The sequence below is a fragment of the Crossiella cryophila genome, from assembly GCF_014204915.1.
GTDB lineage: Bacteria > Actinomycetota > Actinomycetes > Mycobacteriales > Pseudonocardiaceae > Crossiella > Crossiella cryophila.
In genome coordinates this window covers 3,775,734-3,788,090 of record NZ_JACHMH010000001.1, presented here as the reverse complement: position 1 = coordinate 3,788,090, position 12,357 = coordinate 3,775,734, and the positions used below count along the sequence as shown (strand labels likewise).

Annotated in this window: 7 protein-coding genes; 2 read left to right on the top strand and 5 right to left on the bottom strand. The window is 71.7% G+C overall.

From position 1 onward, the window contains the following. Positions 1 to 9: 9 nt before the first annotated feature. The 5 genes from HNR67_RS17065 to pheS form a co-directional block, all read right to left on the bottom strand. Complete coding sequence (locus HNR67_RS17065; RefSeq protein ID WP_344965582.1) at positions 10 to 1,260, bottom strand: pyridoxal phosphate-dependent aminotransferase; 1,251 nt, start codon at positions 1,258 to 1,260, stop codon at positions 10 to 12. Positions 1,261 to 2,271: 1,011 nt separating this feature from the next. Continuing rightward, positions 2,272 to 2,934, bottom strand: coding sequence for a DUF3558 family protein (locus HNR67_RS17060; protein ID WP_185003252.1), 663 nt, complete (start codon positions 2,932 to 2,934; stop codon positions 2,272 to 2,274). After that, positions 2,931 to 3,920 (bottom strand): hypothetical protein, encoded by a 990-nt coding sequence (locus tag HNR67_RS17055; protein ID WP_185003251.1) that lies wholly within the window; start codon positions 3,918 to 3,920, stop codon positions 2,931 to 2,933. The genes HNR67_RS17060 and HNR67_RS17055 overlap by 4 nt, the downstream gene beginning before the upstream one ends. 53 nt (positions 3,921 to 3,973) lie before the next feature. Next, the gene (gene pheT, locus HNR67_RS17050; RefSeq protein WP_185003250.1) at positions 3,974 to 6,550 is read right to left on the bottom strand and encodes a phenylalanine--tRNA ligase subunit beta; all 2,577 of its coding nucleotides are present in this window, start codon (positions 6,548 to 6,550) and stop codon (positions 3,974 to 3,976) included. Between the two features lie 4 nt (positions 6,551 to 6,554). Then, on the bottom strand, positions 6,555 to 7,622 hold the full coding sequence (gene pheS / locus HNR67_RS17045) for a phenylalanine--tRNA ligase subunit alpha (protein ID WP_185003249.1): 1,068 nt from the start codon (positions 7,620 to 7,622) through the stop codon (positions 6,555 to 6,557). A gap of 161 nt (positions 7,623 to 7,783) precedes the next feature. Between pheS and HNR67_RS17040 the strand changes: the two genes are divergently transcribed. Both HNR67_RS17040 and HNR67_RS17035 read left to right on the top strand, forming a co-directional pair. Then, positions 7,784 to 9,589 (top strand): HSP90 family protein, encoded by a 1,806-nt coding sequence (locus HNR67_RS17040; protein WP_185003248.1) that lies wholly within the window; start codon positions 7,784 to 7,786, stop codon positions 9,587 to 9,589. A gap of 18 nt (positions 9,590 to 9,607) precedes the next feature. After that, positions 9,608 to 12,343 carry a hypothetical protein gene (locus HNR67_RS17035; RefSeq protein ID WP_185003247.1) on the top strand — a complete coding sequence of 912 codons (2,736 nt, stop codon included), beginning with the start codon at positions 9,608 to 9,610 and terminating at the stop codon, positions 12,341 to 12,343. Positions 12,344 to 12,357: the final 14 nt, after the last annotated feature.

Genomic DNA, 12,357 nt, shown 5'->3' with positions numbered 1-12,357 from the left:
CGGAGAAGGCTAGGCGGAGCGCGAGCGGCCCCTGGGTGGCCGCGGACCGGCGATCGTCGGCGCGTCCAGGTCCACCACCACTTCGCCGGTGGGCCGGGTACGCGGTTCGGCCCGCGACGGCGCCGGGGCCGGGATCCGCGGTTCGGACGGCAGTTCCCCGGTGCGGGCGCGGGCGAACCCCCGCAACCCCTCCACCAGTCTGTCCACATCGGACTCCGGCCGGACCACCAGGCGGAGGAAGTCGCTGGTCATGCCGAGCTTGTTGCCACACTCCCTGACGAAGACCCCGTGCTTGGTCAGCAGGTAGTCGCGCAGTTCCGCGCCATGCACCCCACTGGGCAGCTTGACCAGCAGGAAGTTGGCCTGCGAAGAGAAGATCGTCAGCTCCGGGAACCGCCCGAGCGAGGCGGTCATCAGGAACCGGTCCCGCGCGAGCAACCGCAGGCTGTCCCGGTACTCCTCCTGGTGCTCGGCGAGCATGAAGATGACGGCCTCGGCCAGCGAGTTGAGGTTCCACATCGGCAGCGCCCCACCGATCCGCCGGACCAGCGCCGGATTGGCGATGAGGTACCCGAACCGGATCCCATGCAACCCGAAGTTCTTGCCCAGGCTCTTCAGCACCACCACGTTGGGCCGGATCATCGCCTCCATGGCCACCGAGGCGTCCTTCTCCACCTCGACGAAGTCGATGAAGGACTCATCCACGATGACCAGGTCCAAGTGCGCCAGCTCGTCCAGGAACCGGATCACCTCCCGGCGCGGCAGGTAACCACCGTCGGGGTTGTTGGGGTTGCACAGCACCGCGACCCGAGAGCCGCGGGCGGCGATGAACCGCAGGTAGGCGTCCACGTCCAGGGCGAACTTGTCCGCCTCGTGCAACAGGAACATGTCCACCCGCTTCCCCGTCTCCAGGGGCTGGTCGGTCCACCGCCCGAAGGTCGGGATCGGCACCGCGATGCTCTCCCGGATCAACAACCGATCGATCCAGGTGATCAGCTCGGTCGACCCGTTGGCCATCGCCACCGTCGCCGGATTGAGCCCCAGCACCTTGCAGAGCTGCCCGGTGATGGTGGCCGCGTCACTGGGATAGAACTTGAGAATCCGCTCCAGGTTCTCCGCCAGCTCGTCGAACATGCGAGGCGTCGGGAAGTACGGGTTACAGGGGATACAGAAGTCCACCAGCTCCCGCCCACCCATCCCCCGCTGCAACGCGAAGTAAGACGGACTGTGCGCCCCCTGCCGGAGCAACCCGGTATCCACACCATGCCGCACGAAAACTCCCTTCGCCGTCACGGATAACACGTGCCACCGAGCACCCCGGTTCACCCACCCCGACGTACAACAACGGCCAACACCCCGTCCCAGAACGGCCAACACACCGAGAGCCTGAAACCCCATCCCGCGTGTTGGCCGTTGTCGTACCCAGTGTTGGCCGTTGTCGTACGGCATGTTGGCCGTTGTGGGCGGGCGAAGCCCGGAGCGGGGAGCGTTGGGGGCAGGCGGGCGAAGCCCGGGAACACTGCGGCTAGGCGGTTCCCACGCGCCGCGAGCGGGCGGAGCCCGAACAGGCGGAGGGGGTGGCTTTTCAACACTCCCCGAGCGGTTCCCCCATCCCCGTCAGCCTGGAGAGGACACACCACATCCCGGCAAGCGGCCGCTCAACCTGCCGCCGCCCTAGCCACCCAACAGCAACGGCGGTCGCTTGCCGGGATGTGGTTTGGTATCGGAAGGCTGACGGGGATGGGGGAACCGTACGAGCACTGCTCTTCATCTTTGCCCTTGTCTTTGACTTTCCCCCCCATCCTTTGATTTCTGCCCGTCCGGCGAGGACGATCTTGATCTTGACTTTGGTTTTAGATCAAGATCAAAAGACAAAGGATGGCCTCGCCGGCCGGGCAGACCACCGGAGGGGGGTGCACAGATCAAGAACCGGGATGAGCAGGTTGCGGGGCTGGGCAGGCTGCCGGGGCCGGATCCAGCGTGGCTCCGAGGGCTCGTGTGTTCTCCGCACGGCCTTCCGCAAGCCAACCACACCTCACCGAGCGGCCCCCGTCACGATGGGAGGCTAGGGCGGCGGCAGGTTGCAGGGGCCACTCGGCGAGGCGCGGTCAGCAAGCTCCAGGCCGTACGGAGAACACACGAGAACCCTCGTCGTGGGGGTCTACCCCCAACCCCCGGCCTGCGGCCGTACACCAACGGCCAACACTCCGTACGACAACGGCCAACACCCCGTACAAGAACGGCCAACACGCTGGGGAGGGGAGGCGGGGGCTAGGGGACCTTGGTGGCGAGTTTTTCTGCGAGGGCCTTTGCTATTGGGCATGGGTCCAGGCCTGGGAAGCGGCCGTTGCGGACGTCTACCCCGCCGCCGCCCTTGCCGAACTTCATCGCGACCAAGCAGATCGGGTCGTTGAGGGATCCGATCTTGTCCGGTACCACCGCCGCGGACTTCCCGCCGATGGTCACCTTCTCCCCGCCGAACCGGGCCGGGTCGATCGTCGACCCCCACACCACGCTCACCCGGAAGAACGGGCTCTTCGTCACCGGCGCCGCCGACGGGACCGGCTGGCCCGAGCTGGGAATGACGATGCTGACCATCTCGTCGTTGTAGAACATGCAGCCCGTCTCGATGGCGTCGTCCTTCTTCAACGCCATCAGTTTCGGCGGCCGGTTCTTCGGATCCCGTTGCGCCTCAGGGATATCCGGCCAGCCCAGCACCGTGCACGGGTCGAACGGAGCGCCGGCCGCCTTCCAGTCCTTTGGCGGGTTCTGCAGGCCCAGCCGGATCGGCTGCCGCTTGACCTTCTCCCCCGAGGGCGGCGTCACCCCGGACTCGGCCGCGTTCTGACCGGCCGCCGTCGGCGTACCGGGAATGGACTGCGTGCACGCGGTCAGCGCGACCAGCGCGGCGAGCAGGGGCAGGAGTTTCTTCATGACAGGGCCGCCTTGGTGACGATCTTGGCCGCGGTCTCGGCCTGCTGGCAGTCGGGGGCGGTCAGCCGGATCACCGGGACCTCCTCGGCGAGGCCGGGGATCGTGGTGTCCTCGGCCTGCACGTTGATCGTGCACTCGCCCTTCTTCTGCTGCACGTTGCCGGGCCTGCCCTCGATCTGCACCGGCTTGTACTGGCCTGGGGTGCGCTGGGCCGCGGCTACCGGGTCGTCGGCGAAGAGGAACCGGACGTCGAAACCGCCGCTGCCCGTCTTGGACCGCACCGGCAGCCGGACCACACACGCGTACGGGCTGGGCACCATCAACTGTGGCTTCTCGCCGCCCTGCGGGAGCAGCTTGGCCAGCTCCTCATACGTCGCGCACGGGTCCTTGGCCGCCAGCGCGATCGCCGGTTCGGTGGCGCCCTCGCTGCGCAGCGGCGGGTTCGACCAGATCGGGGCGAGGGTGGCCAGGTAGTCCTTGCCGAACTCGCAGGCGGGCTTGGGTGGCTGCTTGCTGTCCACGCCGCCGCTGTAGGTGATCCGCAGCGTGATCGCGGACTGCTTGCTGGTCAGGTAGTGCCAGCTACAGCTCGTGTTGTCCTTGGAGTCGCTGAGGAAGGTCTTCCCGCCGATCTCCGTCTTCGGCTCGTCCTGCGGGAAGAACGGGGCGCCGAGGTAGGTGTACACCGCGAAGTTGCCCAGGTCGGGCCGTTTCACCCTGGCCACGCACTGGTCGAGGGTCTCCGGCTCCAGCAGCTCGAACTCGCCGCCGAAGACCTTCTTGATCGCCTCGGGATCGTGCAGGGCACAGGTGTCCCAGGTGCGGTACACCGAGTTCTCCGCCAGCCGCTGCCGGGTGCTCTGGTCCATCTCGACCGGACCGGACTGCGCGGTGGAGGTGGGTTTGGTTGGCGTGGGCGGGGCGCTGGTCCCGGTGCACCCGGAGACCAGCAGCCCCACCACGATCAGGCCTATGACGCTGCGCACGGGCCAAAAGCTAGTCCACTTCGGACAGCCGTGCGGGCCGCACCCCCAGAACGTCAGGCGCGCAGGCTCGCGCCGACCCGTTCGGTGGCGGTGGCGACCGCCGCGTCCCGGGCCGCGGTGGCCTCCTCGACGGTGAGCGTGCGGTCCGCGGCACGCAGCCGCAGTGCGAAGGCCAGCGACCGCTTGCCCGCCCCGACCTGCTCGCCCGCGTACACGTCGAACAGCCGCACGTCCTCCAGCAGTTCGCCGCCGCCGTCCCGGACGGCCTCGGTGACCTTGGCCGCGGGCACCGTCTCGTCCACCACCAGGGCCAGGTCCAGCAGCACCGGCGGGTACGGGGAGACCACCGGCGCGGGCCGGGCGGTCAGCAGCGGCAGCGCGTCCAGGTCGAGTTCCAGCGCGCAGGCCCGCTTGGGCAGGCCGAGCGCCTCCACGACCTTGGGGTGCAGTTCGCCCGCGTGGCCGACGGGGATGCCGCCCACCCGGAACTCGGCGCAGCGACCCGGGTGCCACGGCGGCTGGGTGCCTGCCACGACCTCCAGCTCGACCCCGGCGGCGCGGCCGATCTCGCGGACCGCGCCCACCGCGTCCGCCCAGTCCGCCTCGCGGCCCTTGCCCCACCAGCCACCGCGTTCACGGGACCCGGTGAGCACCGCGGCCACGTGCACCGGCTGGTGCGGGATGGCCGCGTTCAGCGCCGCCAGCTCCTCATCGCTGGGCCGCCCGGCGACGCCGACCTCGGGCATCGCGGGCTGTTCGGCGCGCTGGAGCACGACCTGGCCGATGCCGTACACGGCGAGGTCCCGGAAGCCGCGGGAGATGTTGCGCTGCACCGCGTCCAGCAGTCCGGCCAGCAGCGTGCTGGCCAGCTCCGGCTTGTCCGCCTCGAGCGGGTTGAGCAGCTTGACCGTGTTGCGCCGGACGTCGTCCTCGGCCAGGCCGAGCGCGTCCCACATGCCGGGCCCGGTGAACGGGCTCGGGATGATCTCCACGAACCCGGCGGCGGCCAGCGCGCGGGAGACCGTGCGGCGGCGGCGCTGGGCCGGGCTCAGGCCGCGACCGGAGGTGACGGGCGGCAGCGTGGTGGGGATGGTGTGGTACCCCTCCAGCCGCAGCACCTCCTCCACCAGGTCGGCCTGCTGGTTGAGGTCGGTGCGCCAGGTCGGCGGGTAGGCCACCACCACGGCGGTGCCGTCGTCGGCCGAGCCGATCTCGATCCGGCAGCCGATCTGGGTGAGCCGGTGCGCGGTGACGCCGCGGGCGTAGCGCACCCCGGCCACCCGGTCCGGCAGCGCCAGCGGCATGGTGATCGGCTCGGGCAGCGCGGGGCTGCCCACGTCGGTGCGGCCGCGGTGGATCTTGGCGTCGCCGTAGCGGGCCAGCAGCTGCGCGGCGCGTTCGGCGGCCACCGCGGGCAGCGCCGGGTCCACGAACCGCTCGAACCGCTTGGACGCCTCGCTGGGCAGCTTGTGCCTGCGCACCATGCGCGCGATGGTGGCGGGCTGCCAGTTCGCGGCCTCGATCAGCACGTCGGTGGTGCTGTCCCTGACCTCGGTGCTCTCCCCGCCCATGGTGCCGGCCAGGCTGATCGGGCCGGAGGTGTCGCAGACCACCAGGTCATCGGTGCTCAGCGGCCGTTCGACGCTGTCCAGGGTGGTCAGCTTCTCGCCCTCGGCGGCCCGCCGGACGGTGATGCCGCCCTGCAGCGCGGCCACGTCGAAGGCGTGCAGCGGCTGACCCATCTCCAGCATCACGTAGTTGGTGACGTCCACCGCGAGCGAGATCGGGCGGATGCCGCAGAGCATCAGCGTGCGGCGCATCCACCACGGGGTCGGCGCGGTCGGGTCCAGGCCGGTGACCCGGCGGGCCACGAACCGGCGGCAGCCCGCGCGGTCCTCGATGTGCACCGGCCACGCCTCGCCCTCGGCCTCCGGCGGCTCGTTGCCCGCCGGGTCGCCGTAGGGCACGTCGAAGGCGTTGGCCAGCTCCCTGGCCAGGCCGCGCACGGACAGCGCGTAGCCGCGGTCGGGGGTGACGGCCAGTTCGATCACCGAGTCGTGCAGGCCGAGCACGGTGGCCGCGTCGTCGCCGGGGCTGGCCGAACCGGGCGGCAGCACCAGGATGCCCGCGTGGTCCTCGCCGATGCCCAGTTCCTTGACCGAGCAGATCATGCCGTTGCTGACCCGGCCGTAGGTCTTGCGCGCGGCGATCTGGAAGTCGCCGGGCAGCACCGCGCCGGGCAGCGCGACCACCACGAGGTCGCCCTCGCGGAAGTTGCTGGCGCCGCAGACGATGCCGGGCGGCTCGGTGAGCGCGGCGGCCACCGCGGCCTGCTCGGCGGCTTCTTCCTCAGCGCCGTCGGGGGCTTCCTCGGCCGCGGCGACCGCGGCCGCGCCGACCACACCGGGGCCGGTGATCTCGACCTTGCAGTAGCGGATCGGCTTCTTGAACTCGGTGAGTTCCTCGATCTGGGCCACCCGGCCGATGACCAGCGGACCGGTCACGGTGGCGAGCGGGTGGACCTCCTCCACCTCGAGGCCGACCCGGACGAAGGCGTCGGCGAGCTGCTGCGGCGTGGTCCCCTCTGGCAGCTCGAGGTGCTGGGACAGCCAGGACACCGGGATACGCACGGGCTCAGGACTCCGTTCCGAAGGGCAGGGTGAAGCGGACATCGCCGTCGGCCATGTCCCGCAGGTCGGAGATCCCGTTGCGGAACTGGAGTGTGCGCTCAAGGCCCATGCCGAAGGCGAAGCCCGAGTAGACGTCGGGGTCGATGCCCGCCGCGCGCAGCACGTTCGGGTTGACCATGCCGCAGCCGCCCCACTCGACCCAGCCGGGCCCGCCCTTCTTCTGCGGGAACCAGACGTCGACCTCGGCGCCGGGCTCGACGAACGGGAAGTAGGAGGGCCGCAGCCGGACCGTGGACTCCTCGCCGATGATGGCGCGGGCGAAGGCGTCCAGGGTGCCCTTGAGGTGGCCCATGGTGATGCCCTTGTCCACCACCAGGCCCTCGACCTGGTGGAAGGCGGCCAGGTGGGTCGCGTCCGGCTCGTCGGTGCGGTACACCCGGCCGGGGCTGACCACGTACACCGGCAGCTCGCGGTCGAGCAGGGTGCGCAGCTGCACCGGGGAGGTGTGCGTGCGCAGCACCAGCCCCGAGTCGGCAGGCCCGACGTAGAAGGTGTCCTGCATGGTGCGGGCCGGGTGGTCCTTGAGGAAGTTCAGCGCGTCGAAGTTGAACCACTCGGACTCGACCTCGGGGCCCTCGGCGACCTCGTAACCCATGCTCACGAACACGTCGGCCACGTACTCGCCGAGGGTGGTGATCGGGTGCCGGGCGCCGGGCGCGACCCGGTCCCACGGCAGGGTGACGTCGACGGTCTCCTCGCGCAGCACCCGCTCGTCCCGCTCGCGCAGGAGCTGCTCGCGGCGCTCGTCGAAGGCGGTCTGGATGGTGACGCGGGCCTCGTTGACCCGCTTGCCTGCCTCGGCCTTGGCGGCGGGGGGCAGGGCGCCGATCTCACGGCGCGCGGTCAGCAACGGGGAGCGCTCACCGAGGTGCGCAGGCTTCGCCGCCGCCAGTGCCTCCAGGTCGCCGGCCTCGGCGAAAGCCTTCTCGGCCTGCACGACGGCAGCGGCGAGGGTCTCCGGCGCGAGGGCGGCGACCCCCTTCGGGTCATAGGGGTCGTTGGCTGCGGACATGGGTGAAGAACAGCTCCTAGAGTCCGTACGGTTAGCAGGGCGATCGTAGGCGATGGCCGGATCCGGGGCGCACGCATATCGCGCAACGCGTAACATCCGAGGGCCTTGACGCGCTGTTTCGAGTGCGAGCGCCAGACCCACCTCGCTCCTGCCGACTCCCCATGAGGGCCCACTTGACGCACACCTTCGGTGTCGACCTGCGCGGCGTCATCGACCTGCTGAGCCACCACCTCTACCGCAGCCCCCGCGTCTACCTGCGGGAACTGTTGCAGAACGCGGTGGATGCGATCACCGCCCGCGCGGCGCTCGGCCATGACTTCACCCCTTCGGTACACCTGGAGCCCGCGGTCGACGGCGGCGTGCTCCGGATCACCGACAACGGCATCGGGCTGACCGAGCAGGAGGTGCACAGCCTGCTGGCCACCCTCGGGCGCACCTCCAAGCGCGATGAGCTGGGTTTCGTCCGCACCGGGCTGCTCGGCCAGTTCGGCGTGGGCCTTTTGTCCTGTTTCATGGTGGCCAGGCGGATCCGGGTGATCTCCCGGTCCGCCCGCGGCGGCGCGCAGGTGGTGTGGACGGCCGAGGCCAGCGGCGACTACCGGGTGGAGACGGTGGCCGAGCCGACCATCGGCATCGGCACCGTGCTGGAGCTGGAGCCGGGCCCGGACGCCGCGCACTGGCTGGACGGGGACCTGGTCCGGGCGCTGGCCAGGGAGTTCGGCGAGCTGCTGCCGGTGCCGGTGACCGTGGCCGGGGCGCCCGGCGACGGCCGGATCAGCCGCCCGGCGCTGCCCTGGACGCCGATGCCGGGCGAGACCGCGACCGAGCACCGGGAGCGGCTGCTCGACTACTGCGGACAAACCCTGGGCTTCACCCCATTCGACGTACTGCCACTCGATGTGCCGGCCGCCGGGCTCACCGGCGCGGCCTTCGTGCTGCCCGCGGGCACCCATCCGGGGGTGCGCCAAGCCCATCGGGTGTACCTGCGCCGGATGCTGGTCGGCGACGGGGTGGAGGGGCTGCTGCCGGAGTGGGCCTACTTCGTGCGCTGCGTGGTCAACACCACCGCGCTGCGGCCCACCGCCAGCCGCGAGGCGCTGTACGAGGACGAGACGCTGCTGGCGGTGCGCGAGGCGCTGGGCAAGCAGCTGCGGGACTGGGTGATCCGCCTGGGTGCCACCGAACCGGCCAGGGCGGGCGCGCTGCTGTCCGCGCACCAGCTGGGCATCAAGGCCATGGCGCTCACCGACGACGACCTGTTCCGGCTGGTGGAACGGTGGCTGCCGTTCGAGACCACCGAGGGCGTGGTCAGCCTGCGCCAGTTCCGCCGCAAGTACGGCACCGTGCTGTTCACCCCGGACGTGGACGAGTTCCGCCAGCTCGCCGCGGTCGCCGAGGCGCAGGGGCTGGGCCTGGTCAACGCGGGTTACGCCTACGACACCGACCTGATGCGCAGGCTGGTGGAGACCGACGGCCGGGTGGCCGCCCGCCGGGTGCTGCCCAGTGAGCTGCTGGCCAGCCTGGGCGCGCCCGATCCCGAGGTGGAGCAGGAGCTGCTGGCCGCGGTGGACCGGGCGGACGCGGTGCTCGCCCGGCACGACTGCGAGCCGGTGCTGTGCGATTTCGACCCGATCTCGCTGCCCGCGCTGCTGATCACCGACCCGGAGCTGAGCCGGGAGGCCGAGACCGAGCAGCTGCGCGCCGAGGCCGATCCGCTCTGGGCCGACCTGCTGGGCCAGTTGTCCGGCACGACCTCCGGCGCCACCCATCGGCTGGTGCTCAACTGCCGCAACCCGCTGGTGCGGCGGATCGGCACGGTCGGGGAGGACCTGGCCAGGCTGGCCATCGAGTCGCTGTACGTGCACGCGCTGCTCCAGTCCCGCAGGCCGTTGCGCCCCAAGGACACCGCGGCGCTGAACCGGTCCTTCCTCGACCTGCTCGACCGCGCCGTGCACAGCGAATCCTGAGACATCGAGAGGACTGGGGTGACCGAGGAGCAGGCGCCGGCCCGGATGCTGGCCACCGCCGAGCACATGCCGGCCGGGTTACCGCGCTACGAGGCCCTGGAGCGGGCCGCGCGCGGGGCCGACGCGGCCAGGGACGTGCGGCTGGGGCTACGCGTGCGGCTGGCGATGATCCGGCTCTGCCACGAGCTGCGCCGCTCCGACCTGATGCTGGCCCCCTTCGCCTGGGCGGTGGCCGCCGAACGGCGCGAGCCCGCCGCCTTCGACGCGGCCGCGCTGCACCAGCTCCGGTGGATGCACAAGTGGGTGGTCAACGGGCTCATCTCGGACCCCCGGTTCAGCCTGACCCAGGTGCAGGCGGCACTGGACGAGCTGGCCGCCCGGTTCCAGCGCGAGGGCGCCTCGCCGCAGCCGGTGCTCGGCCTGCGGGTGCGGCTGGCCGACCAGCGCGGGCACGCCGAGGCCGAGGAGCTGTTCCCGGCCTGGCTCGGCAGTCCAGGCGACCAGCTCAGCGACTGCGCGGCCTGTGTGGTCGGCGCGCAGGTGGAGTTCCTGGTCGGGCACGGGCGGTTCGCCGAGGCGCTGGCGCACGCCGATCCGGTGCTGCGTCAGGAAAGCGCCTGCTCGATGCAACCGGCAGGGGTGCTCAGCAGCCTGCTCGGCGCGTTCCTGCTGGCAGGCGAACCGGCCAGGGCGCGGCAGGCGCACCTGATGGCCTACCGCCGGTTGCGGGACCGGCCGGGCGACGGCGCGGCACTGGCGGCGAACCTGGAGTTCCTGGCCGTCACCGGCAACGCCGAACGCGGCCTTGAGCTGGTCGAACGGCACGCGAGCCTGCTCACCGAATTACCGAACCCGTTGGCGCGCCTGGGTTTCCTCGGCGCGGCGGCGCTGGTGCTCGGCCGGATCGACCCGGCCCGCCCGGTCTCGGCCGGACCGCGCCGGGTGGCCGCCGGCGTGCTGCGGGCCGAACTGGTGGCCGAGGCGGGCGCCCTGGCCGAGGCATTCGACCGGCGCAACGGCGCGGTGTGGCTGATGCGCAGGCTGGCCGAGTTCCTCGAACAACCCGACGGATCGCGGGTGACCCTGGCGCTGCCGCCAGCCGAGGTGGCCGAACCGGTGGCGCCGCCGGAGGATCCGCGCACGGTGGCCGCGGCCGCGGTGGACGCCTTCGACGCCGGCGACTTCGTCACCGGGCACCGGCTGCTGACCTCGTTACCGCGCTCGGTCGAGCTGCCCGAGGTGCTGGCGCTGCGGGTACGCGCCCGGCGGATGTTCGAGACCCGGCCGCAACCGGCCGAGGCGCGCACGGTCTTCGCCGAGACCGTGGAGGCGTTCGCGAAGCTGGGCGAGCACGAGCTGGCGGTGCGGCACCGGTGCGGGCTGGCCATGCTGGAACTGCGTGCGCACGCCGACCACCGGGCCGGTGCGGTGGCCGAGCAGGCGGTGCGGGACGCGGTGCTGCTGGGCGATCCGGAACTGGAGGTCGGCGCCCGGCTGGTGCTGGCCGAGGTGTGCCAGGAACGCGGCCTGAGCGAACCCGCCGCCACCCAGCTCGACGCGGCCAGGGACCTGGTCGCGGTGCGGGCCCGGCGGCTGGCCACCCGGCTCGCGGTGCGCGAGGCCGAGCAGTTCATGCTCGGCGGCGACCAGACCGCCGCGCTGGACGCCCTGACCACCACGCTGACCATCGACAGCTCCCCCGCCGACCGGTTCAGCGCGCTGCTGGCCCGCGCCCGGCTGTGCAAGGACCTGGGCGAGCACGAGGACACCGTGGCCGCCTACGGCGAACTGGCCGCCTTCGCCACCGCCGCGGACGGCCCGTGGACCGCCGAGGCGCTGCTGGAACAGGCCGCGGTGCTGGTCGAACTGGACCTGGAGGTGGACCGGCTGCCCGACCTGGTGGACGCGGTCGCCGCCTGCCGCCGCCACCTGGGCGCCACCGCCACCGCACAGGCCTGCTTCCTGCTCAGCGGCGCCTACCTGGAACTCGACCGGTACGTGGAGGCCGCGGAGACCCTGGAGGAGGCGCTGCGGCTGGTGGAGGGCAAGGAGCAGCGCAGCACCGAGTTGCCGGTGCGGCACCGCCTCGGCGCGGTCTGCGGCGTGCTCGGCGAACACGAGGCCGCCGAGGAACACCTGCTGGCCGCGCTGGACCTGGTGCCGCCGGAGAACCGCCTGCACCGGGCCCAGGTGCTGGCCAACCTGGCCGCCGCCTACACCAACCTGGAACGGGTCGAACCCACCCGCGCCGCCTACTGGGAGTCCGCGGAGATCCTCTGCACCGCGGGCCGGGCCGAGGCCGCCGCCCGGATGTTGTTGCGGCTGGCCAACTCCATCGGCGCCCAGGACCAGGAAGCCGCACTGGCCGCGCTCACCCGCGCCACCGAACTGGCCGTGGACGCCGATGAGGAACTGCACGCCGAACTCATCGCGGGCCGCGCCTTCGTGCTGGCCCTGCACGGCCGCTACGCCGAATCACTGACCGACAACGCCGAGGCGGAACGGCTCGCGGTCCGGCTCGGCGACGTGCTGTGGCAGGTCTACCTGGTCAACCGCTCCGCCCAGATCCACCTGCTGCAGGGCGATCCGCGACTCAGCGAGAGCGAGGCCAGGCGGGCCGCGGCGCTGCTGCCCGAGGACGCCCCGCACGCCGATGTGGCCGGGGTGCTCAAGGCACTCAGCGACGCGCTCACCGAACAGCACCGCACGGTGGAACGGGATCCGCTGGCGCAGGAGTTGCTGGCCCGCCTTTGACCGAATTCCTGCGA

What these genes read in the sequence shown, in the direction of transcription:
- HNR67_RS17060 (WP_185003252.1), bottom strand. Translation starts at nt 2,934, where the DNA reads ATGAAGAAACTCCTGCCCCTGCTCGCCGCGCTGGTCGCGCTGACCGCG.
- pheS (WP_185003249.1), bottom strand. Translation starts at nt 7,622, where the DNA reads ATGTCCGCAGCCAACGACCCCTATGACCCGAAGGGGGTCGCCGCCCTC.
- HNR67_RS17040 (WP_185003248.1), top strand. Translation starts at nt 7,784, where the DNA reads ATGAGGGCCCACTTGACGCACACCTTCGGTGTCGACCTGCGCGGCGTC.